The 25,458-nt window shown below is 42.8% G+C and carries 16 protein-coding genes; 14 read left to right on the forward strand and 2 right to left on the reverse strand.

What is annotated here, in order from left to right; translation table 11 throughout:
- The first annotated feature begins 623 nt into the window (after positions 1-623).
- The 7 genes from QZ135_RS06025 (at position 624) to QZ135_RS06055 (ending at position 14,670) form a co-directional block, all read left to right on the forward strand.
- Complete coding sequence (locus QZ135_RS06025; protein WP_294606795.1) at positions 624-1,952, forward strand: hypothetical protein; 1,329 nt, start codon at positions 624-626, stop codon at positions 1,950-1,952.
- Between the two features lie 28 nt (positions 1,953-1,980).
- Positions 1,981-5,064 carry a TonB-dependent receptor gene (locus tag QZ135_RS06030; RefSeq protein ID WP_294606797.1) on the forward strand — a complete coding sequence of 1,028 codons (3,084 nt, stop codon included), beginning with the start codon at positions 1,981-1,983 and terminating at the stop codon, positions 5,062-5,064.
- A 15-nt stretch (positions 5,065-5,079) separates the two neighbouring features.
- Positions 5,080-7,077 (forward strand): RagB/SusD family nutrient uptake outer membrane protein, encoded by a 1,998-nt coding sequence (locus tag QZ135_RS06035; RefSeq protein WP_294606799.1) that lies wholly within the window; start codon positions 5,080-5,082, stop codon positions 7,075-7,077.
- Positions 7,078-7,102: 25 nt separating this feature from the next.
- Entirely contained in the window at positions 7,103-8,029 is a 927-nt protein-coding gene (locus QZ135_RS06040) for a DUF4361 domain-containing protein (protein WP_294606800.1), read from the forward strand.
- 124 nt (positions 8,030-8,153) lie between these two features.
- A complete protein-coding gene (locus QZ135_RS06045) occupies positions 8,154-9,065 on the forward strand; it encodes a hypothetical protein (protein WP_294606803.1) in 912 nt (303 codons plus the stop codon).
- Between the two features lie 155 nt (positions 9,066-9,220).
- Entirely contained in the window at positions 9,221-11,896 is a 2,676-nt protein-coding gene (locus tag QZ135_RS06050; RefSeq protein ID WP_294606805.1) for an MG2 domain-containing protein, read from the forward strand.
- Positions 11,897-12,222: 326 nt separating this feature from the next.
- Positions 12,223-14,670, forward strand: coding sequence for a thioredoxin-like domain-containing protein (locus QZ135_RS06055; protein ID WP_294606807.1), 2,448 nt, complete (start codon positions 12,223-12,225; stop codon positions 14,668-14,670).
- Between the two features lie 106 nt (positions 14,671-14,776).
- Here QZ135_RS06055 and QZ135_RS06060 read toward each other — a convergent pair whose 3' ends face one another.
- Complete coding sequence (locus QZ135_RS06060; protein ID WP_294606809.1) at positions 14,777-15,157, reverse strand: MmcQ/YjbR family DNA-binding protein; 381 nt, start codon at positions 15,155-15,157, stop codon at positions 14,777-14,779.
- Positions 15,158-15,318: 161 nt separating this feature from the next.
- Here QZ135_RS06060 and QZ135_RS06065 point away from each other — a divergent pair, with 161 nt between their 5' ends.
- Genes QZ135_RS06065 through QZ135_RS06075 form a run of 3 tightly spaced genes read left to right on the forward strand, consistent with a single transcriptional unit; the run spans position 15,319 to position 18,893 of the window.
- Complete coding sequence (locus tag QZ135_RS06065; RefSeq protein ID WP_294606810.1) at positions 15,319-17,052, forward strand: family 43 glycosylhydrolase; 1,734 nt, start codon at positions 15,319-15,321, stop codon at positions 17,050-17,052.
- Between the two features lie 19 nt (positions 17,053-17,071).
- Positions 17,072-17,785 (forward strand): hypothetical protein, encoded by a 714-nt coding sequence (locus QZ135_RS06070; RefSeq protein WP_294606812.1) that lies wholly within the window; start codon positions 17,072-17,074, stop codon positions 17,783-17,785.
- Positions 17,754-18,893 carry an ATP-binding protein gene (locus QZ135_RS06075; protein ID WP_294606813.1) on the forward strand — a complete coding sequence of 380 codons (1,140 nt, stop codon included), beginning with the start codon at positions 17,754-17,756 and terminating at the stop codon, positions 18,891-18,893. The genes QZ135_RS06070 and QZ135_RS06075 overlap by 32 nt, the downstream gene beginning before the upstream one ends.
- Here QZ135_RS06075 and QZ135_RS06080 read toward each other — a convergent pair.
- A complete protein-coding gene (locus tag QZ135_RS06080) occupies positions 18,868-20,667 on the reverse strand; it encodes a mechanosensitive ion channel family protein (protein ID WP_294606815.1) in 1,800 nt (599 codons plus the stop codon). The two genes, QZ135_RS06075 and QZ135_RS06080, sit on opposite strands and share 26 nt — an antisense overlap.
- A gap of 179 nt (positions 20,668-20,846) precedes the next feature.
- On the opposite strand from QZ135_RS06080, the gene QZ135_RS06085 reads away from it, so the two are divergent.
- From QZ135_RS06085 to coaD, 4 genes are all read left to right on the forward strand, one after another.
- On the forward strand, positions 20,847-21,803 hold the full coding sequence (locus QZ135_RS06085; RefSeq protein WP_294606816.1) for a calcium/sodium antiporter: 957 nt from the start codon (positions 20,847-20,849) through the stop codon (positions 21,801-21,803).
- 69 nt (positions 21,804-21,872) lie between these two features.
- The gene (locus tag QZ135_RS06090; protein ID WP_294606817.1) at positions 21,873-23,009 is read left to right on the forward strand and encodes an N-acetyltransferase; all 1,137 of its coding nucleotides are present in this window, start codon (positions 21,873-21,875) and stop codon (positions 23,007-23,009) included.
- 117 nt (positions 23,010-23,126) lie between these two features.
- On the forward strand, positions 23,127-25,001 hold the full coding sequence (locus QZ135_RS06095) for a DNA topoisomerase IV subunit B (RefSeq protein WP_294606818.1): 1,875 nt from the start codon (positions 23,127-23,129) through the stop codon (positions 24,999-25,001).
- Positions 24,998-25,450 carry a pantetheine-phosphate adenylyltransferase gene (gene coaD / locus QZ135_RS06100; RefSeq protein WP_294606819.1) on the forward strand — a complete coding sequence of 151 codons (453 nt, stop codon included), beginning with the start codon at positions 24,998-25,000 and terminating at the stop codon, positions 25,448-25,450. Before QZ135_RS06095 ends, coaD begins: the two co-directional genes overlap by 4 nt.
- Positions 25,451-25,458 lie beyond the last annotated feature (8 nt).

Genomic DNA, 25,458 nt, shown 5'->3' on the forward strand with positions numbered 1-25,458 from the left:
AAGTCTAAACGGTCGGGGAATAATAAAATTTCACCCTCATTATATTGTTTAAATTGAACTTTTTGCATATCTTTGACTAAGTATATTTTATGCGTTTGGTAGCCTAAATATACATAAAAGTTCTCTCATATCAGTGGATAGAGAGAACTTTTTTTCGAGGGGGAGCTTTTTAGTCAACCCCTGGACTTGTTCCCTCTTTGCTCCATATCTGGTAAGATTTGAGTAGCTCTCAATTTTATCGTGAGAACCACTTAGATTACTTCTTTTTTTCCTCTTTTTTATTATTTATTAGGTAGAATATCTAATATTTAAAATTATATATCTAATATCTAAAAGTGTATTGGGTACACTTCTGTAGCTTTGTGCATCGATGTACGGAATGTATATTGATGGAATTATTGTTATGTTAAATCTAATCAAGTTAATCTTATGAAATGTATGTATGATAATGACGGTTAAGTCAGCTATTATGTAAAGATTGTAAAATCAGAGATAACCGTAGCGATACATATCACTTTCGGTAATCTGCAATGAGTTTTACGTAGCTTTGGTATTTAAAGGGGGGCTGGTACCAATGACTACTATTAGTAATGAAAAACATAGAACCCCACTACTTATATATTATGAAGAACAATAAGCTTTATTTTGTTTTTCTTTTCTTAAGTATTTTGTTCGCAAGTTGCAATGGCGAAGAAGTAATTGAGAAATGGCCTGAAATAGGCAACTATTATGATTCGAGCAAGCCTATTGAGTTAAAATCCATGTCACCCGACTGGGGAAGAATCAACGATTCTTTTATTATCAAAGGAAACTTTCCGGTTGACACGACCGGAAAAGTCAAAGTTTTCTTTGCCGACAAGGAAGCTGTTATCGTAAACAACAACGGAAATGAATTGTATGGGCTTATCCCCAAGCAGTTGCCCGGCTATAACGAGATAACATTGGAAGTGGAAGGTAAAAGGTACACCTCTGACAATGTGAAGTTTAAGTATTATCAAACTCAATCTGTGAAAACAATATTGGGAAAATTTGGTGAAGACGGATGGACATCGTCAGATGACAGTAAAATAGAAGAATTCCGAATGAATGAGTGTACAGGAATTGTAGCTGTTGTAGGACAAAAGAGTGATAATTTCATTTTCGTTGGAGGAGGATGGGGCGACCGTACCTATTTTGTGTCATTAGAGGATAATACGGTGATTCGTCTGATTAATATTGGTTATATGGGTGCTGTTGCAGTTGATAGTTCAAGAGAAAAAGTGAGTATCATGCCCCGTAGTGGAGGTGCTTTATACACAGCTACCCGTGCGGATGGATGGATTTTAAACTCTCTTGGTCTCACAATACCTTTCCAAGGCGATTGCCAGGGGGCATTGGCTTATGCCGAAGATGACCGCTATTTGTATGCAATGTCCGGTGATGGTCTTTATGAAATAGATTTGGAAGATAAAGGTTATACAAAGTTATTTGCTACATCAGATTACCCGGCTTTTGATGGAGTGAATACCAGCCAGTGGAGGCATTATCTGACTTATAGTAAATACGATAAGTGTTTTTTCGCTTCTTATCCTGAGAGTAATGGCATTGTGAAGATATGGAAAGATACTTCGGGCGCATGGCAAGTGGAACGCTATGCCGGCTTCCAACCGGGATGGTTGGCTACAGCTTTTGGAGATAGATTGACCGATGCCGTATTGAAAGAACCTTGCGGAATGGCGGTGAATGGTAACGGTGAACTCTATGTATGTTGCAAAAATAGCCATTGCATTGTGAAAATCAAAGGAAGGCTTGTTTCTTTGGTAGCGGGAGCTCCCGATCGGTCAGGAAGACTTAACGGATTCCCTACGGATGCATTGTTTGATAATCCATTGTGTATTGCTTTGGATTCGGAAGAGAACTTCTTCATTGGTGAAGAATCTTCAAAGGCAATCCGGAAAATGACAATTGAATAAAAGTAGAAATCATATAAAATGAATCAAGATGAAGATTAAACATATATTACTGTTTCTTATGGCATGGGTAAGTTCTATGAATTTGGCCTATGCGCAACAGACTGTGGTAGCTTCGGGTTCGGTTATGGACGAGAAAGGCGAACTCTTAATCGGAGTATCGATTTCTGTAAAGGAAGTTCCTTCTATGGGTGCCATTACGGATATTGACGGTCGTTTCAAGATAGGGGGTATCAAAGCCGGGCATACGTTGGTCATATCCTATGTGGGGTATGATCCTCAGGAGATAAAGATGAACAAGAGTGACGAGCGCATGCGCGTGGTGTTGAAGGAGAGTTCGAATGTAATGGACGAGGTTGTGATTACGGCATCGGGTAAGGTACAGAAGAAGATTAATGTGACAGGTGCCATTACTGGAGTTGAGGTGGCTACGTTGAAAACTCCTGCCACTTCCATAAGCAACATGTTGGGCGGACGTGTTCCGGGCATCATTTCCGTTACACGTAGTGGAGAGCCGGGTAAGGATTTCTCCGAGTTCTGGGTGCGTGGTATTAGTACCTTTGGTGCCGGACAGGGTGCCTTGGTATTGATTGACGGTATCGAAGGTAACTTGAATACGCTCGACCCCGAAGATATCGAAAGTTTCTCTATCTTGAAGGATGCCTCTTCTACGGCGGTTTATGGTGTGCGTGGTGCCAACGGTGTAGTATTGGTAAGTACCAAGAAGGGTAAGGCGGGAAAGCTGAATTTGCAGGTGAAGGCAAATACTGGTATTTCTTATTCTCCTCAAATGCCCAAATATGTACGTGCTGCGGAATATGCGGCACTCGCCAACGAAGCTGCCGTGACACGTGGACGTATTCCTGTTTATACGGATGTGGATTTGGCACTGTTTAGAAATCACATGGATCCTGATTTTCATCCGGATGTGGATTGGCGGGATGTTATCTTGAAAGACTATACCTGGAACCAACAATACTTCCTGAGTGCATCGGGAGGTGGTGAAGTGGCTCGTTATTACATCAGTGCTGGTTTTACGACAAAAGATGCTATTTTTAAGCAAGACAAAGGTGTAAACAAATACAATACGAACGTAAATTACAACAAGTTTAATTTCCGTGCCAATGTGGATGTGAATGTCACTCCCACCACTACGCTCTCGCTGAATGAAGAGACTGTGATTGTTACTCAGAATTATCCGGGATATGGAAACGACAGTAAGGTATTGTGGCAGGCACAATCCAATCTGACTCCGGTGACAGTACCGTTGATGTACACCACAGGGCAGGCACCTGGATATGGCACTGATAAATCGAATATCAGTCCGTATGTATTGTTGAATATGACGGGTTATCGTAAGTTCTATTCCAATGACAATAAAATCACGATGCAGCTCAATCAGGATTTGAAGATGATAACTCCCGGACTGAGTATTGCAGGATTGGTCAACATTAATTCGATAGGTGCGAGAACCCAAGTTCGCGAAAAAATGCCGGCCATTTATTATGCTCATGGTTATAAACGTGATGGAACACTCGATTTGGAGAAAATATCTGATGCAGTGGAGCCCTATTATACAAATTGGAATGACACTGAGCGTAGAATTTATTGGGATTTCCGACTGAATTACGACCAGACATTTAATAAGGTACATAAGGTAGGTGCTTTGGTGAAGGCCGAATGGAGCGATTATGAAGCATCGAAATATAATCAATTGCTGACTGCTATCCCTAAACGTTATAATAGTTACTCAAGCCGTTTCTCTTATTCGTATGATGATACTTATATGGCCGAATTTAATATGGGTTACACCGGTTCGGAGGCTTTTGAGAAAGGTAAGAAATTTGGTTGGTTTCCCGCTGTTTCTATAGGTTGGGCTCCCACGCAATATCGCTTCTGGCGTAATAAGGACAATTTTATCAATTATTTCAAAATCAGGGCTTCGTATGGTATAGTAGGTAATGACCGTCTCACTTGGGATGACTCGGTACGTTTTCCCTATCTGACTTTGATTGGTCACACAGGTTCCGGCAGTTGGAATAACGGTTCCGGTTTGACCGAAACGCAAGTGGGTTCCAGCAACCTGCGCTGGGAAAAGGCCAAGAAAGCTGACATCGGTATTGATACACGTTTCTTCCACGAACGTTTTGAAATGACAGTCGATTTCTTCCAGGATATACGTTCCGGTATTTATCAACAACGCCAGAGTGTACCCGAAGAGATGGGACTTCCGTCATTGCCTTGGGCCAATGTAGGTGAAATGAAGAGTTGGGGTATGGATGGACATATCTCATATACACAGCCTTTGGGTGACAGTGACAAATACCTGATTGTACGTGCCAACTACACACAGTCCATGAACAAAATCACTAATTTCGAGGAAGACCTTAAGAAATACGATTACCAATCAGCCGTAGGATATCAAAGTGGAATTAACCGAGGCTTGATAGCTTTGGGCTTGTTTAAAGATCAGGCAGATATAGATAATAGTCCTCGTCAGGATTTTGGCAATTACTTGCCTGGTGACATCAAGTATAAGGATGTCAATGGCGATGGCATTGTCAATTGGGATGATATTGTACCTTTGAAGTATTCTTATGTGCCTCAGATACAGTATGGATTTGCCACAGAGTTTAACTGGAAGAACTTTAATGTAAGTGTTCTGTTCGAGGGAGTAAGCCGCGTGACCTATTTTAAAGGTGGAAATATGTATCAGCCATTCTCGGGTAGTACAGCTGGTAATGTGATTACAGACTTTGCCAATCCGGCAAACCGATGGATTTCACGTGAAATTTCAGGCGACCCTGCCACCGAGAATCCGAACGCCAAGTACCCTCGTCTTTATTATGGAGGTAGCAGTAATAATAGTCAATCATCTTCTTTTTGGTTGTCTGATGGTAGTTACTTGCGTCTGAAGAATGTGCAAGTCTCTTATACACTCAAGAACCAATTCCTGAAAAAGTTTGGTCTCCAGAAAGCAGTAATTAGTGTGATTGGAGACAATTTGGCAGTTTGGTCTAAAGAGAAGATGCTGGATCCTGCACAAGCGGGAGATAATGGAACAGTCTATCCTGTCCAGCGAGTGTATACTTTACAGCTTAATCTTTCATTCTAATATAACCTGACAATTATGATAAAATTTGGAAATTATAAAAGAGAATTCGGTTTTCTCGGTAGAATAGCTGCAATAACCGTTATTTTGGTCTCAAGCATTATGTTCGGTTCGTGCGAAAAATACTTGGACATTGACAAATATGTGTATGATCAGACCACGCTGGACTCCATTTTCCTTTCCCGCTCCAGAACGGAAGAGTATATCAATGGAGCGGCTGCACTGCTTCCCGATGAATCAATACTTATGAATGGTTGGGGAGCGTCTTCTACATTGCCCAGTGGATTGGGCTCAGATGAAGCAATCGTTCCGTTTGTAACGAATGGAAATGCTATACTTTATGATGAAGTGAAAGAAACGAACTCATGGTTTAATCCGTGGGGCGATTGCTATAAAGGAATCCGTAAGGCCAACATCGTATTGGAGAATATATCCAAAAACCAGGAGCTTACCGAGATGGAAATGCGTGATTTCAAGGGAAGGGCTTATTTTCTGCGGGCTTACTTCTATTTCTATTTGGTAAGATTGTACGGGCCTGTGGTTGTACTTCCCGACCGTCCTTTCGATACGGACGAAGATGTAGCGTCAGTTTCATTCGAGCGTTCCACTTACGATGAGTGTGTAGAGAAAATCTGTGCCGACTTTGAAGAAGCAGCTAAATTGCTGCCTCCAAGTCGTATAGATGCATTGCAGTATATACCTACCAAGGGTGCTGCTTTGGCGTTCAAAGCTCGTATGCAGCTCTATGCTGCCAGCCCCCTTTTCAATGGTAACAGTTATTATTCCGATTGGAAAGACTCAGAGGGCAGGAATTTCATTGCCCAGACGGAAGACAAGGTTAAGTGGGGAAAAGCTGCCGCCACGTTCAAACGGATTATTGATATGAATAAGTATGCCATTCATACTGTACCTAAAATAGTGAATGAAAAGGGTACAGGCACATTGCCTCTTCCCGAGACGGTATCCGATGCCAACTTCCCTGATGGAGCCGGAGGCATAGATCCCTATAAGTCATACAAGACGCTGTTTGATGGCACTTACCAGCCTGAGTTGGTTAAAGAATACATCTATTTTTCAAAAAATAATGGAAACTATATTCTTGTGACACCTTCCAAATTGGGGGGAATATCTTCATTTAGTGTTACTTTGGATATGATTGATGAATACCGGATGGCTGACGGTAGACCGTTTAGTGAAGCTACTCAGGCGGAAAAATCATGGCAGGCAGTGGGACAAGATAAAACATTCTCGTCAGATTATCTTCTTTCCGGAAACAGAGCTCATCGTGATGATGGTCGTGAGCCGCGTTTTTATGCGGCTATTGGTTTCAATGCTTGTATCTGGCCTACAACTTCCCACCGTGACGGTTTGTCAGCAGGTACCAGAAACTATGTTACCGACTATTATTACGGAGGTAGTGCATCTGATATGAATAATAATGATAACAGAACCAGGACCGGATATACCTGCCGGAAATATGTGCATCAGGATGATTGTATCTTTTGGAATGGAGTGGTAAAAGCGAAAACTTATCCGATATTTCGCTATGCCGAAGTATTGTTGGGGTATGTAGAAGCGATGAACGAAATGGAAGGTTCGTATACGGACGAAGATGGGCAGGTGACGGTTACTCGTGATGTGGATCAGATGGTGAAATATTTCAATCAGATTCGTTATCGTGCCGGTCAACCGGGAATCACAACTGCCGATGCAGCCGACCAAAGCAGGATGCGTGAACTGATTAAGCATGAAAGGTTGATTGAATTTGCTTTCGAAAGTCATCGTTATTGGGATTTGCGCCGTTGGAAAGATGCCTATGACGCTTACAACAAACCCATCAGAGGATTGGATGTAAGTGCTCGCGAATCACAACGTGAACAGTTCTATACAGAAAGAATTTGGAATACAGAAAAAACCATGAAACGTATGTTTTCCAACAAGATGTATCTGTGGCCGCTTGACAGAAATGTGCTGAGAAAGAACGGTAAGTTGGTACAGAACCCAGGATGGAATTAAAATGAAAACACTAAAAGTTGATAATATGAAGAAAATAGCATTTTTTTCGATAACCTTGCTGTTGGCATGTATGGCGGGTTGCGACAATAAAATACCTATGGAAGAGAATTTATGGCCCGAAACGGTTTATCTGGTTGGGGCAAAAGATAAGATTATAAATAGAGATCTGAATATAGGTTATGAAAAAGATACCATATATGCATCGGTTGCCATCAGCGGTTCGCTGCTTGCCAAGGAAGATGTAACTGTTACTGTTGAAGAATTTCCTTCTGGTATTGAAAGTTATAACCAGAAAGAACTCGGTTCGGATGATATAAAGTATCGTACGTTGACAAATGGTATCTATAGTTTTCCACAAGAAAATGTAGTTGTGAAAAAGGGTGAAACCTATGGCACGTATCCTGTTCACATTGACCCATCCACTTTGCATATAGATTCGCTCTATATGATGGCGTTTAAACTTAGTGGAACATCTCGTTTTGAACTGGCTAAAGAAGATACAGTGGTGCTAATCCGTCTGAATCTGATGAATGACTATTCAGGGCTTTATTATATGGACGGTGTGATTAAGCCTGCTGATAATCCGAAAGATTCTGTTATCTATAAGTCGCCTCGCACGTTGCAAGCTGTAGTTGATGGTAACACTGTACGTATGTATCATCAAAAGAATGAGTGGTCAAAAGGGTCAACAGATTATAGACCGGACTTTTGTTTCAATATCACTGTTAATCAGGATAATTCAGTAACTCTGAAGTCTTGGGATAAGTTCAAACTTATCAGTGGCGGTGGTAAATATTATCCGGAGATGGAAGTATATGATTTGTGGTATACTTTCGAAGAGGATGGTATGTTGAAGAAAACTCGGGGATTTGTGTACAAAGAGCGTAAGAACGATGATGAAGTACGCAAGATAAATGACTGGATGGAAGAAAATAGAAAGTACGATTATTAGAAAGGTGTTTTTAAGGTAAAAAAACAGATTGTGACTTTTTTATTATCATTAGTTTAAGAATGGTGCTTCGTGAGAAACACCATTCTATAAGTAAATATTGTCAAATTTTTAAAGCTGAACCATTATGAAGCATTTATTTTATTGTTTGTTTCTTATGCTATTATGTATCGGATGTAAAGGAGAAGATGATCCGATCACAGAAGAAAAGAATGACTCTTCGTCTGCAACGACAAGGGGGCCGTCAGGCTCTCTTGATTTGTCATTGTCAGGGAATGTTGTTTCTATTTCTTGGAATGAGCCATTTGGTAAGTATGTTGGAATCGAAGTAGGAGTATCTACTGAATCTGGTATGTCATTGGGTTCATTTTCAAGTAGTAACGACTCTGGAAGTGAGAAGTTTTTTTTGTCCTCTATTGCATCATACAGTGGACCTGTGACAGCGACAGTAAGAGGTCGTTCTTCTAATGGATATGTTGGTCAACCAATAACTATTTCACTCGGTATTATGAATGATCCTGCTAAGCCACCAAGATGTAGTCATGGATATAACCCACGATATCCAGTATTAAGTATAGGCGTAGACTTGGAGCATAATTTCTATTTTTCGAGAGGAGAGTTTCCTAAAAGAGGGTTATTGTTATATATCTTGCATGTTCAGAGTTTCGATCATTATGAATACCTTCCTTATTACCCTTATACCCCTACACCTGTATATGATGTTGAAGATATTACGAATTGGGTTGATCTCCCGGTTCTTACTTCATCTATGTCCGAGGTAATAAAAATTAGCCATCCACAATTAGATAGATTTTGGGATCGTCCGGATGCGACTTTCACTTTAGATATTCGTCTTTACGATGGAGGGTGTCCCAAATTGTCTCCTGGTTATGGTTCATTATTACCAGCATGTACAAATTACTGTATGTATAAAACAACTAATTTAGAGCCTTTGAGCCAAATAGTCCGTTCTGTAAAAATGAGTCAAGTTTTGGATGGAGTAGTTTATTATCCAGATTCTCCAATGCCTACTTACTGATAAGTACTTGTGAAATCTTTCCATTGCTTTCTTCCTTGTTTTCCATTGGAAAACAAGGAAGAAAGCAATCTATTACTCTACAATGCTGATAATGAGAGAGTATTCGTGTTAATCTGTGTATTCTGTGGTAAATAAATAATTAAAAAGAAAAAATAATGAAGAACATTGCGAACAGTTCTGTCAAATACATGGTATGGTTGTGCTGCCTGATGCTGTCTCCCAGCCTTTGGGCAGATGGTACCGCTCCCCAGTCTGTACCGACAGATACCATTGAAAACCTGTTCAGAGAAGAGTTGTCACATTTCCCCCAGGAAAAAATTTATCTTCAGACAGACCGTGGCATCTACATGTCCGGTGAAACCCTTTGGTTCAGGGCACATTTAGTAGATGCCCTTATGCTAAAGCAAGCTAATGCCAGCCGATATGTATATGTAGAGCTGGTGAATCCGTTGGGCAACCTGGTGGAGAGAGTGAAAATAAGACCGGACTCTTTGGGATGTTTTTACGGACATATTCCATTGGGTGAAGACCTGCCGGAAGGTAACTATTCTCTCAGAGCCTACACTTGGTTCATGCAGAATATAGGTGAAGAGTATTTTTCCCATAAACTGATTTATATATCCGATCCTGTATCCGAAGCGATATCTCCGGAAATCAATTATTCTGCTGAGAACAATGACATTCACGCAGAAATACATTTTCTCAGTAAGCCGGACAACCGATCCGTCACTCCCACACAAGCCATTCTTTTCCCCGATGGAGACAGGGATAAAAAAGGGAAAGTTTTATCATTTGAAGGAAGAAATACCCATTACACTTTCAAGAGAAAAGAAATTCCCGCTTCGCGTACATTTTTGTTGCAAACAGTGTATGACGGCAAAATTTCCAATCGCTATTTCAGAATTCCCGAATTGAGTAAAAACTATGATGTAGCTTTCTTTCCCGAAGGAGGTCATGCAGCTCAGTCCACCACAATCAAAATGGCATTTAAGGCTATTGATGCAGATGGTTTGTCTACAGAGATAGAAGGTCAGGTACTTGACGAAGAAGGTCAGGTATGTGCCGATTTCAAGAGCCAGCATTTGGGTATGGGGAGTTTCCGGATGTATTATGTTCCCGGAAAAAAGTATCATGCCGTTTGTAGTGACGGAACAGGCGTTTCCCAGCGTTTTGATTTGCCTGAGCCTTCTCCGGATGCTATCTCCCTGAATACACTTTGGTCTAAAGATTATTTGCGGGTAAGTCTTTCCAAATCACCCGATACCCCATTGGGCACTTCGCTGACGCTGGTGGCGCATTTACGCGGTATCGTGCTATATGCACAGCCTTGGAATAACAAACAAAGTTATATTGACTTCGAAAAAAACTTCTTCCCGGCAGGTATTGTTCATTTTCTGTTGGTTGATGAAAGAAGAAACATTCTGAGTGAACGTTTAGTGTTTTCTCTGCAAAAAAGTGCGCTGGCGCAGACCGAAGTCCGGCTCGACCGCGAAAACTACTTGGCAAGAGAGAAGGTAAATATGGATATACAGATTAAAGATATAAACGGAAACCCCATGTCAGGCAACTTCGCACTTGCAGTTGTTGACAGAACGGACGTGAAGCCGGATACCGTTTCCAACATTGTTTCCACCTTATTGCTCACTTCCGATCTTAAAGGACACATTGAGTCACCATTAAGTTACTTGCAGGACAGCCGCAGTTCTTCCTATGTCTTGGACTTGTTGATGATGACGCAAGGCTGGCGGAAATACAACATTCCGGAGGTATTGAAAGGCAATATAACCGACACATTACCCTACAATTTGGAATTGGGTGACGAAGTTTCCGGTAAAGTAGAGGGCTTGTTTTCTGCATTGAAAGAGGGAAATATCTCTTTGCTTGCCCTTAAAGATTCGCTCATCGGGACAGAACTGGCGAAGCCTGACCGGAATGGGCGGTTTGTATTCGACAGGCTGGAATATCCCAGCGGTACTCAGTATATAGTTCAGGCTCTTAGCAAGAAAGGTTCTTCAAAGGTCTTTATTGAACTGGACCCCTATAAATCATTTCCTGCCCCTAAAATCGGATTTATTCCCCGCATTGAAAAACCACATATAGAAGAAAACTATATGGCAAAGATGGACCAAAAATATACTATAGAAAATGGAATGAGAGTCTATAATCTGGCGGAAGTGATAGTGACAGCCAGAAGAGAAAGAGCTGTAAAAACGGAATCTCCCTTTTATTCGGTAGGAACTTCGAAGGTACTGACGGAAGAGGATGTGAAAAAGGGACATTTTATTTCTACATACGACCTCTTGCGACGTTTGCCGGGTATTACTGTCACGAATAATGAGGTGCGTTATCGATATGCTCCGGTCATGGTGTTATTGGACAATGTTCCTGAAGAGAATTTCGATTTTGACCTGTTGGACGTGGATGACATCAAAGATGTTTTTTACTCTCCTGCCACTTCTGTCGGTCCTCTTTACGGGTCGGCTGCGGGAAATGGTGCCATAGTAGTCACTACGAAGAACGGGTTTGTGCAGAAAAATAAGATGAACAGCAACATACAGACTATTGCGGGTATCGGCTACCAGCAGACTGTAGAGTTTTACTCACCGGCGTATGACACCAAAGCGAAGAAAGAATCCACCACTCCTGATTTGCGTTCAACGATATACTGGAATCCGAGCGTTCAGGTTGATGAATCGGGAACTGCTCACGTCAGCTTCTATACGGCTGATTCTGCTGCCGATTATGGGGTTGTGATAGAAGGTGTCTGCGCTTCAGGCAATCTCATTTACTCAGGTGAGAAGATTGTATCGCGGCATAATGCTTCTTATTAATTTCTTATTGAAATAATTTTAAAATATCGCTTATAAAAAATACTATAAACGTATTTATAAGAATACTGTAATCCGGCTTACAGGTACTTGTGGCCTTACTTTGAAAGGGCTACACCTTTGGGACCGGATGGCTACACCCTTTTAGTCTCATGGCTACACCTTTTCGTATAAAGGGTGTAGCCTTTCCGAAAGGATGCTTTACTCTTAGAATATCAGTTTTTGAAAAATATTTATTCAAAATAAAAGTTCTTCTTTTTTATTGCTTATATTTGTCAGAGTGATCAATCTTTGAACCTTAATAGAAATTAATTATATACAACTATACCATGAGAAAACTTATTTTCCTTCTCCTGCTTTGCATCACTTGTATGCTTCGGGCACAAAATGTGATCGACAATCCTAAGTTTAAATTCCGTTCGGGCAGTATTTATAATATTACTCGGATTGAACGTACTCCGGATGCAACGAGGTTGCATATCCATGTTATTTTCCGTCCGCATTGGTGGGTGATGCTGGGTAAGAACACTTATCTGGAAGATGCGGATACCGGTGAGAAATATTATCTTACGGGGAGCGAAGGTTTTGAACTGGATAAAGAAGTATATACTCCGGACTCGGGAACTTTAGATTTTGTGCTTCTTTTTCCACCGCTTCCTGAAACAACAAAAAAGATTCATTTCCTCGATGATGATGAAGGCGATGAGTCGCATACATTCTATATATCTTTGGAAAAGAAAGATGCCAAAGCCTCACTTTTCGATAAAGTTTCCGGTAACTGGATGGGAATGGATGACTATTATGAATGGGCTTTCGGCATATACGATTCTCTTGCTGTCATGGACAACCGTTTCTATCAGTACGAAGCAATCCGCCAGAAAGGCAAAAGCATGCTGTTCACTTTGAAAGATGACCGGGGCGATAAAGTGGAACTGGAACTGACCCCGCAAAAGAATGGTCTGTGCCGGATAAAGAAAGATAAAGAACCCGCCCGGCTTTATTCGCGGGATGCGGGAAGCATGAAGGCGATGCAGGTTGAAGAGAATGAGAGTCCGGTATTCCGTCGTGATAGTGTTTGTCTGCAAGGATACATTGCCGGTTATGATCAGAAATTAGGTTTTACCAACGGTTTGATTTATGTTTCCAATGACCTGACGCGGGAAGACTATCCGATGGTAGTGACTCTGCAACCCAATGGAAGGTTTGAGTGTAAATTTGAGGTCAACTACCCTATGGTAAGTTCGGTAGTGTTTAATAATAACTGGGTACCCTTTTATATAGAGCCGGGGCAAACTATCACCATGTATGTAGATTGGGAAGCTGTAATGGCACGTAGTCGTGCCCGTGATTATTATTATCCTCTTCATAATGTCCATTACATGGGAGCTACTGCATATATAGGAAGGGTATTGAAATATGTGGATGATTTATTCGTATTCCGTTATGAAGATTTCTCAAAAATGCAGAAAGAACTGACTCCTGCGCAATTTGCAGAGCGTTGCGAACCCATGTTTCGTCGTTGGTCAGAGCAGACTGACTCACTTGTAGCTGTTAACGGATATGTGGGAAAAGCGGCACGCCTGGTGAGAAATACGGCAAGGATTTCCCAAGGTTGTAAGATGCTGGACTTTGTAATGGATAGAGATTATCTGGCGCGAGAGAATAAAGATAATGAGGTTCTGAAGGTTAAGGAAGATTCAACTTATTATCACTTCTTACGACAGATGCCGCTTAACGATAGTCTTATCGTAGCGGACAGGAATTTCAGTACGTTTATCAATCGCCTTGAGTATATGAATTTTGGCAGAGCTATGGGTGACACCATTGGTACGAAAATGGATGTGGTAACATATACGTATCCTGAAAAATCTACTCTTACCTATCTGAAAGAGCATGGCGCCGAGTTTACTCCCGAACAGGAAGAGCTACGGAAGCAACATGAAGAAAGGGCGGGAACAACATTGGAAAGGCCTATTGAGGAGCTGATTGCTGAAACAAAAATCTGGAAAGAGCTTATGGAAAAGTATAAGGATTTATTTGAAGCATATAGAGCGGAACGTGAAGAAGCAAATGGCATTAAAACGAAAGAAAAAACGCCTGAAAATCAATTGCGTGCCAACAGTTTCTTTGAAGATCAAAGAATGAAAGTCGGGCAATTGGATACAATAGTGAGATATAGGCCGTTTGTTTCTCAGGTAATTCCTTTGCGTAGCCTACCTTATAACTTGAAATCCCTTGATGAAAAGTACGCCCGTTATCTGCTCGATAAAGAAAAGGAACTTATCGCTCATCCGTTTTTATTTGCTGAGGCGGAGCGTTTATATGCTAAAGCGTTTCCGCAACAAAACGATAGTACTTACACTCTGCCTGAAGGGCCCGCTACAGACATCTTCCGTAATATCATTAAAGCCCATGCGGGTAAAGCTCTATTTGTAGATTTTTGGGCAACGTTCTGTGGTCCCTGTCGTGGAGGTATTGAACATACTGCCAGTTTGCGCCAACAGTATAAAGATCATCCGGAATTCCAGTTCATATACATCACCAGTGATCGTGAAAGTCCCGAAAAGACTTATAATGAGTATGTGGAAAAGAATTTGAAAGATGAGGCTTGTTATCGTATCCCCCAAGCAGATTACAACTATCTCCGCCAATTATTTCACTTTAATGGTATCCCTCATTATGAGTGGATAGAAAAAGATGGTACTGTATTGCGAAATTCTCCAGGAACTTATAATCTGGAGAAATATCTGGAGCAACGTTTTGGAAGTAAAAAATGATTCATATTATGAAGCAAATAAATAGCTGTCTGTTGTTTGTGCTGCTTTCCTCCTTCAACTTGTTGGCGAAAGCGCAGTTTGATGCAGAAAAGTATGATAAGGAATGCTATTCATCACTTGATAGAAGCATTTCCCGTTCTTTCTTTGTCAGACTTTTGACAACAATGTCATAAGACTGCCTGACGAGTTCTTTAATTTTCTCGTCAGGTACATCCTGATTGAAGTAAACACTGACCCAGTATTTTTTATTCATGTGCCATCCGGGCTTTATTCCTATATATGTGGTTTGTAATTCTCCCGATTCTTCCGGCTTGCATTTGATACAGCAAAAGTCAAAGATTTCGATATTTACAAAGCAGAACCATTTATCCGCTACATAAAAACATAGAACATCACGACTATATTTATCAGGAATATTTAAGAACGGCATTTTCTCATGAACTCCTTTTAATGACAGACAGTATTCTCTAAATTCTTCAATGTTCATTTCTGATAGATTTTTAAACAGTATACGAAGGCAAATATAATACTTTTGGAGGTAATTTCTGATTAAATACCTAATATCTAAAATCAAATATCTGTAATCTAATAAGGCTACTTTATTAGTAGCCTAACTTTGTGTTCATATAAAAAGTTAATCTAATATGTATGAATGCTATGTATAACCGACAAACTATATGGGTATTAGTCATGATAATTGTTGTGGTAGCCGGATGCCGGATACCCGATGCGAAGAATCCTGTATTCCGCACTATAAGCAATCCCCTTAATTTGAATTACCGTTTCTGTCTCGATGATGTTTCCCGCAGAGATGCTGCAAATCCCTGTATTGTTCAGTTTGAGGGCGGTTACTATCTTTTTTTGTTTGGTTCGGGAGGCTATTATTATTATTCTGACTTGATAGAGTGGAAATTAATTGATGACACAAATCTTCCTACAGAAAGCTTTGCTCCTACAGTTGTGGAAATGCAGGGTGAATTGTATTACACTGCTTCTTATGCCACGGATACCATTTATAAAACTGATAACCCGAAATCCGGAGTCTGGGAAGCGGTAGCTTGCAATTTTCCTCCGGGAATGTTGGAGCCAATGCTTTTTTATGATGAAGGAAGATTATACTTGTACGCGGGAGCGGGTAATTCTGTTTCTTTAACCGGAGTAGAAGTGGATCCGCGTACATTTCAATTGTTGGGTGAGCCTTCTCCATTAATTAGAGGTTGCCAACGGGACAATGGATGGGAGACACCCGGTGATCGTCACGACTGGATGGATGCGACTCCTTGGTTAGAAGGCATGTGGATGAATAAGCGTGGTGGAAAATACTATTTACAGTATGCTTCTCCCGGTATACAGTTTAAAACTTCCAATGATGGGGTATATGTCTCCGACACTCCGTTAGGACCTTTTACTTTGGCGAAGCACAATCCGCTTGTTTACAATCCGGAAGGATTTACTACCGGTGCCGGAAATGGTGGAACTTTCCAGGATAAATATGGCAATTACTGGCATGTGGGTACTGTTGCTGTCACCGCCCGGCATTATTTTGAAAGAAGGTTGTCTCTATATTCGGTTTTCTTTGATGAAGATAGTGTAATGTACGCTTATACAGAACCGGGAGATTACCCGATGATTGTCCCTGACCATAAAATAACTTCTCCTGAGGAGCTGTTTCCCGGTTGGATGCTATTGTCCCATAATAAAAGTGTCAGATCTTCTTCCGAACTCAGAAAATATCCGGCATGTTGTGCTGTTGATGAAGATATACGAACCTGGTGGAGTGCCGAAACGGCCGATAAAGGAGAATACCTGTCGGTGGATTTGGGTGAAGAGTGCGAAGTAAACGCCGTGCAGATAAACTTTGCCGACCATGATGCCCATTTGTTCGGGCGGTCAGATAGTATCTTTTATCAATACTATCTGGAGGAGTCTACAGACGGGAAAAAGTGGAATATTTTGGTAGACAAGTCGGTGAATACAGAGGATGCTCCTCATGATTATATCCAACTTAAAGAAGCCGTGAAGACGCGGTATGTCCGGCTTACAAATATTTATTGTCCTTCCGGTAAATTCTCTGTTTCCGGTTTACGTGTATTTGGACGGTCGGATAAACCTTCTCCGCCCCAAACGAAATTTTATCGCATTTGTCGGAATAAAGAGGATAGAAGAAGCGTCATATTGAAATGGCGAGAAGTAGAAGGGGCAACCGGCTATGGTATTCGTTTTGGAATCCATCCGGAGAAGTTGTACAATAGCTATATGGTGTATAATGATACTGAGATTGAATTGAGGTGCTTGCAGGTCGGACAAACCTACTATTTTGCAGTTGACAGTTTCAATGAAGGAGGCATTACCCGTGGTGATGTAATAAAAGAAGATGAATAATCCTTATGCATGTATGAAGATGAAAAAGTATATCTTGTATTTTCTTTTAGGAGCTTTGGTAAGCGGGTGTGGGGAGAATAATCCTTCGCATGTTTTAGAGGATGTCATCAAGGAAAATCCTCAGTTGAGAGAGGTGCTGAAAAGGTATGAGGCTGATACGCTGAAATTGCGGGCGGCCGAGTTTCTGATAGAGAATCTTCCGTATTATTGTTCGTACGAAGGCGAGCAGGTGGAGCATTATCAGAAACAGTTCGAACTTTACGGTACCGGACTGTATACCCCCGGTGAAGTGCAGGATTCAATCCGGAAAATGTATGGACGCATTAATCTTAGAAAATCAACGGTTAAGCCTGATTTAGAGCTTCCGGCCGGTTTCCTGATAGACAATATTGAATGGGCGTTTAAAGTCTGGAGCGAACAGCCGTGGGGTAAGAATGTAGCTTTCGCTGATTTTTGCGAATACATTCTTCCTTACAGGATAGAAGACGAGCCTTTAAAACCTTGGCGCGAGAAGGTATACAATGCTTTCAATCCTATATTGGACTCCGTCAGGGCACTTCCTGAGGCGCAAGACCCTTTGTTTGTTTCGCAGGTATTGATAGTTTGTTTCAAAGATAGCATTAATCAAACGCGAAGTACATATATCCCCCCATCTGAACTATGTATTTGTAGGGCTTCGGCGTGCCGGAAAGTCTTACCTGATGTACCAGCAAATACAAAACTTGTTGGATGAGGGATGCCTTCCGGAAGAGATTCTTTATTTCAACTTTGAAGACGACCGCCTGGTAGACTTGACTGTACAGGACTTAGACCTTATCAAAGTCTGCTATGAAGAACTATATCCGCATCAGCCTATTTTCTTTCTGGATGAAATACAGATTGTAGAACATTGGGAAAAGTTTGCACGACGACTGGCAGACCAACAGTACCGGGTTTATATCACCGGAAGTAATGCCAAAATGCTCAGTTCCGAAATAGCCACTACACTGGGCGGACGTTACATTGTGCAAAATGTATATCCCTTCTCTTTCCCGGAATACCTGAAAGCCAATAAAGTGGAAATAGGACCGACGTGGTACTACAAAAACCGCACAGAAGTAGTCCGTACCTTTTCCGACTACTTTAATTACGGTGGCTTGCCCGAACTTCTATTGATAGAGACTATTGAAAAGCGGCAATGGCTCAGCAACCTATTCAACAAAATCTTCTTTGGAGATTTGATAACCCGCTATTCCATACGCAACGACCAAGCAATGAGAGTACTGATTCGCAAACTGGCCGAGAGTGTAAAGCAACCTTCTTCTTTCAATCGCCTGAGCAATGTAGTTTCATCCACAGGCACCAAAGTATCGACAGATACAATTATCGATTACTTGAACTTCCTGCAGGCCACATGGTTGTTTTTCTCACTTGAGAACTATGCCAGCAAACTGGTAGAAAAGGTTTCAAACCGGAAATATTATTTCATAGACAATGGGCTACTGAATCTATTCCTGTTGGACCCCATCACTTCACTATTGGAGAACATGGTTGCCATCTCTCTTAAAAAGAAGTACGAAGAGGAGCTTTATTTCTATCAGCAGAATATAGAGGTTGACTTCTTTGTCCCTACCGCTAATTTGGCCGTACAGGTTTCGTACAGCTTAAAAGAGGAAAACACCCGCAAACGGGAAACAGACGCCTTAATAAAGATGGCGGCTACGCAGAAAGTGGAAACACTGCTTATTATCACATACAGTGAAGAAGAAACCATTCAGAAAGACGGAAGAGAAATAAAAGTCATTCCTATATGGAAATGGTTGCTGGACGGCGACACTATTTCCCCCGCAAATCATCTTTAGGTATCGTCGTCTCACTACCATCGCGCGTAGCAATGTAGTGCGGCGACATAATCTCGATGCCCTCTTCATTGAAGCGGTCCTGAATATTCTGGTGCAGGTCGGAGTAAACCTGTGCCAACTGATTGGCATCCTTTATATAGGCATTCACCTGATAGACCGGATAATAATCCTGTAGAGATGTTTCCAGTACAAACGGACGCGGGTCGTCCACTACTCCGGGCGTATTCAGCGCAGCCTCCACCAGCAACTGATGCGTTTTCCGCCAAGGAATGTCATACCCCACACTCACTTCCGAATGGATAATCAACCCGTAATCGCGTGCCGACTGACTGAAATTCACCGTATGCGAAGACATGATGAAAGAGTTCGGGATAGTTACCACCTCATTCTTCGGCGTACGGATACGCGTCACTAACGGAGTCTTCTCTATTACATTGCCCGTAGTATCATTCAGTTTGATGCGGTCGCCCAATTTGAAGGGACGCATATAAGTGATTACTAATCCCGCAATAATATTTCCGATCACCGTACTTGAACCCAACGAAACAATCAATCCCACAAAGACCGATATTCCCTGGAAAACGCCCGACTTAGAACCCGGCAGATAGGGATAAATCATCGCAATCATAAATGCATAAAGCAGGAAACGCACAATGTGAAACGTCGGCATAGCCCAATCGGCATAGAAACCTCCGATTTTCAGCCGCTCCGATTGAATTTCACTGGCAAGATAGCGCACCAACCTTACCAGATACTTCACGGCAAGCCATATCACAAAGATAGTAAACAGATTGGGGATATATTCCACTATGCCCAGGAAGATACTCTTTATCGGATCCCATATATACGAGAACAACTTGTAAGCAAGATCTTTTGTCTGAGGAAATATGGAGAAAAGCAGAGGCACCGTCAGCACCAACTGAAGCAGCATCACTGCATAACGCAATAGGTTTGCCAGAAAAACAAGCAGGTTCACCTGTTTCTGTGTATCCAGCAATTCATAATCCTGAATGGAGATAGGCTTCAGTTTGGTATCTTTCAGCCGTTGAATACGGACTTTCAGCTTATTGAACAACCAAGTGGTGAGTTTAAACAGCAGATACTGACCGATGATGACAAGAATAAAATAGAGAATGCGTTTGCCAAGCTGCCACAGACTATGCTCGTCTTTCATCACTTTGAGCTTATCCACTACCACCTTCCGCTTAGAGGCTGCCAACTCATCGCGCGTGCAGCCTTCCCAAAGCCCGTCCTGGTCAGTGAATGAAGTCAGAACCTTGTTTCCATACATCAAATCGGTAACAATATCGCTACGTTCTATATACACCGAGTCCGGTTGCAAATTAAACCGTTTGCCCAGTTCCGTAATGGCTGCTGCGTTCATCTCGGCACGTTGCTGGGGAGAATGTCCGCCCCGCTTGGCAAACAAGTAATACAACGTGTCACCTTCCACCACCACAGCAACACCCGGAGTCACCCTCCGAAGTGAATCGATGCGCAGGCGTTGCTGTGCCAGTTTGAGGGAGTCCGCCGCATCATACTTCAGCTTCATCTGCTCAATCTCCATCCTGAGATTGGCTTCATTCAGCCGGGCAGCTTCCAACTCCTGCCGTATCTTTAACTTATATACCGAATCAGTATCTACTCTGAGCGGCGCAACCGCTCCCAACGAATCTTCATTAAAAATATCCATTACCTTCTCTACCAACTGGGCAGATGCCTCACACACAGGTAGAAGCAACAGACAGATGCATATTGCGCTAATTCTTTTCATAAATACTCAATAAGACTCAATTAAAATCAGTTTGCACTATCATAACTGTAGTATCCGTCATAGAAAACAGGATGACAGTTACTCCGGACCTTAAGTTTAATTAACGCGCCAAACATACGGAATGTTTTTCACTTTTCATGAAAGGAATTAATTATATTTGCACCCAAATCAGTATTTTTATGGATATTCTCTTTCTTATCGGAGGTCTTCTCCTCATCCTTTTAGGTGCCAATGGGCTGACAGACGGAGCCGCATCCGTTGCCAAACGTTTTCATATTCCGTCCATCGTCATCGGACTTACCATCGTTGCTTTCGGAACTTCCGCTCCGGAACTGACGGTCAGTGTATCTTCCGCCCTGAAAGGAAGTGCGGACATCGCCATAGGAAATGTGGTAGGCAGCAATATATTCAACACGCTGATGATTGTGGGTTGCACGGCTCTCTTCGCCCCTATCGTCATTTCCAGGAATACGTTGCGCAAGGAAATCCCCCTCTGCATCCTCTCATCTATCGTACTGCTGATTTGTGCCAATGATGTGCTACTGGACCATAGCCAGGAAAACATACTCAGCACCACGGACGGGTTGATATTGCTTTGCTTCTTCATCATCTTCCTCGGATATACCTTTGCCATCGCCTTTCAGGAGAAAAAAGAAGGAGAAGAGGAGGAAGAAATCAAGCAAATGCCCATGTGGCGCTCCATACTCTATATAATAGGCGGACTGGGTGCGCTGATTGCCGGCGGCAGTTTCTTTGTGGACGGTGCCAGTGGCATTGCACGCAGCCTGGGAGTTAGTGAATCCGTCATCGGACTGACACTCGTGGCAGGCGGTACGTCTCTGCCCGAACTTGCCACTTCCATCGTAGCCGCCCTGAAGAAAAACCCGGAGATTGCCATCGGAAACGTAATCGGAAGCAATCTTTTCAATATATTCTTTGTACTGGGATGCAGCGCCTCTATCACACCGCTACATCTGACGGGTATCACCAATCTGGACCTGCTGGTACTGGTAGGTTCAAGTATCCTGCTATGGGTATTCGGATTGTTCTTTGCCAAGCGAACTATCACACGCATCGAAGGCAGCATACTGATACTTTGTTACATAGCTTATACAGTGGTACTTATTTACAATTAGTTTTTATCCCCGTCGCGTGGTATTTTAAAGATTATCATGTATCTTTGCCACCTCATTAGACATAAAATTATGGCAATAACAATCAAAAAAGTTTCCACAACTAAAGAGTTGAAACGGTTCATCCGCTTCAACTACCGGTTATACAAAGGCAATCCTTACTCCGTCCCCGACCTTTACGACGATATGCTCAACACTTTCAGCAAAAAGAAGAATGCGGCATTCGAATTCTGCGAAGCAGAGTATTTCTTAGCTTACAAGGACAACCAAATAGTGGGACGCGTAGCTGCTATCATCAACCACAAAGCCAATCAAACCTGGGATAAGAAGAATGTCCGCTTCGGCTGGATTGATTTTATTGACGACCCCGAAGTCTCCGATGCACTGATTCGCACAGTGGAAGAATGGGGAAAAGAGCGTGGAATGACTCACATACAAGGTCCGCTGGGCTTCACCGACTTCGACGCAGAGGGTATGCTCATTGAAGGCTACGACCAACTCAGCACCATGGCAACCACCTACAACTACCCTTACTATCCGCAACACATGGAGCGCATGGGCTTTGAGAAGGATGCCGACTGGGTGGAATTCAAAATCTACATTCCGGATGCCATACCGGACAAGCACAAGCGCATTTCCGACCTTATCCAACGAAAATATAACCTCAAGATAAAGAAATACACATCAGCCAAGAAGATTGCCCGCGAATACGGTCAGGCCATCTTTGAACTGATGAACGAAGCGTATAAACCCCTGTTCGGCTATTCCGCCCTGTCGCAACGGCAGATTGACCAATACGTGAAGATGTACCTCCCCATCGTGGACCTCCGCATGGTGACACTTATCACGGATGCCGACGACCAGTTGATTGCTGTAGGTATTTCCATGCCATCCCTGTCCGAAGCTTTGCAGAAAGCACACGGACGGTTATTGCCCTTCGGATGGTATTATCTGCTGAAAGCGCTGTTCATGAAACGACGTGCCAAGATGTTGGATTTACTGCTCGTAGCCGTGAAGCCGGAGTACCAGAACAAAGGTGTTAACGCATTGTTATTTTCCGATTTAATTCCGGTTTATCAAAAATTAGGTTTTATATTTGCAGAGAGCAACCCTGAGTTGGAACTGAACGGCAAGGTACAAGCCCAATGGGAATACTTCGAAACCGAACAGCATAAGCGACGCAGGGCGTTCATTAAAGAAATTAAATAAAGAGGGGACAAGGAGACAAGTTAACAAGGGGGGCACTATATTTGCACCATAATGAAAGACAGACTATTTCCCTCGTCAACTTGTCAACTGTAAACCTCGTCAACTAAATAAGAACTTATGGAAGAAATCAACGGACTGATGCCCGAAGGTAATAATGTAGAATATACGGAAGACAACATTCGTCATCTTGACGACATGGAGCACATCCGTGTCCGTTCGGGCATGTATATCGGTCGTCTGGGCGACGGTACGCAGAACGACGACGGTATCTATGTATTGCTGAAAGAGGTAATGGACAACAGCATCGATGAATTCAAAATGGGTGCGGGTAAACGGATTGAGATAAGCATTGAGGATAACCTCCGCGTCAGCGTGCGCGACTATGGTCGTGGCATTCCGCAAGGAAAGCTGATTGAAGCGGTGAGCAAACTCAATACCGGCGGTAAATACGACAGCAAGGCTTTTAAGAAGAGCGTCGGACTGAACGGTGTGGGTATCAAAGCCGTGAACGCACTTAGCAGCCGTTTTGAAGTACACAGCTACCGTGAAGGTAAAGTCCGTATCGCCATTTTTGAAAAAGGAAACCTGATAAGCGACGTGACGGAGGCCTGCAACGAAGACAGCGGAACATATATCTTCTTCGAACCGGACGGCTCGTTGTTTCAAAACTATTCCTTCCAACCCAACTTCGTAGAGAACCTGTTGCGCAACTACACCTATCTTAATACGGGACTTTCCATCATCTATAACGGTCAGCGCATCATCTCCCGCCACGGTCTGGAAGATTTGCTGAACGACAACATGACCGCACAGGGGTTGTATAACATCATCCATCTGAAAGGAGAGGATATTGAAATAGCCTTTACGCACACCAATCAATACGGCGAAGAATATTACTCCTTCGTCAACGGCCAGCATACCACACAGGGTGGAACGCACCAGAGTGCTCTCAAAGAGCATATCGCCCGCACCATCAAGGAGTTCTACAATAAGAATCAGGAGTATGCCGACATCCGCAACGGTATCGTTGCCGCCATCGCCATCAATGTGGAGGAACCTCAGTTCGAGGGACAGACGAAAACCAAGCTCGGTTCGCCTTCCATGTCTCCCGGCGGTGTAAGCGTGAATAAATATGTAGGTGATTTCATCAAGACGGAAGTGGACAACTATCTCCACAAGAACCCCTTAGTATCGGAAGTCATGCTGCAAAAGATACAAGACTCCGAGAAAGAGCGCAAAGCCATTGCCGGCGTAACCAAGCTGGCGCGCGAACGTGCCAAGAAAGCCAACCTGCACAACCGCAAGTTGCGCGACTGCCGTTACCACCTCAACGATGGCAAAGGCAAGGACCAGGAAGCAGAATCCTGCATCTTCATCACCGAGGGTGACTCCGCCAGCGGTTCCATCACCAAGAGCCGTGATGTGAACACACAAGCCGTATTCAGCCTTCGTGGTAAACCCCTGAACTCGTTTGGCCTGACCAAGAAGGTGGTATATGAAAACGAAGAATTCAACCTGTTGCAAGCTGCCCTGAACATTGAGGACGGTATTGAAGGACTGCGTTACAACAAAGTGATTGCCGCCACCGATGCCGATGTGGACGGCATGCACATCCGCCTGCTGCTCATCACATTCTTCCTGCAATTCTTCCCGGACTTAATCAAGAAAGGGCATGTATATATATTGCAAACTCCGCTGTTCCGCGTGCGCAATAAGAAAAAGACCACTTATTGCTATACGGAAGAAGAACGGCAGAAAGCGATTGAGGAGCTGGGACCGAATCCAGAAATCACCCGCTTTAAAGGTCTGGGAGAAATTTCACCTGATGAATTCAGGCACTTTATTGGCAAGGATATGCGTCTGGAACAGGTTACTCTGCGTAAGACGGACCTCGTAAAAGAGTTATTGGAATTCTACATGGGTAAGAATACCATGGAACGGCAAAACTTTATTATCAACAATCTGGTTATAGAAGAAGACTTGGCATCATGAGAAGAGCAATCTTTCCGGGAACATTCGACCCGTTCACCATCGGTCACTCCTCAGTAGTGGCGCGCGCACTGACTTTTATGGATGAAGTCATTATCGGAATTGGTATCAACGAGAACAAAAACACCTATTTCCCGATTGAGAAGCGCGTGGAAATGATACGGAACTTCTACCGGAACGAGCCACGCATCAAAGTATATTCTTACGATTGCCTGACGATTGATTTTGCCCAGCAGGTGAATGCCCAATTCATCGTCCGTGGCATCCGCACTGTGAAAGACTTCGAATACGAAGAAACCATTGCAGACATCAACCGCAAACTGGCAGGCATCGAAACTATCCTGCTCTTTACCGAGCCCGAACTGACGTGTATCAGTTCGACCACTGTCCGCGAGCTGCTACAGTTCGGCAAAGACATCAGCCAGTTTATTCCCGAAGGAATGGAGATTTAGTGATTAGT

The organism is uncultured Bacteroides sp., from assembly GCF_905207245.1.
Lineage (GTDB): Bacteria > Bacteroidota > Bacteroidia > Bacteroidales > Bacteroidaceae > Bacteroides.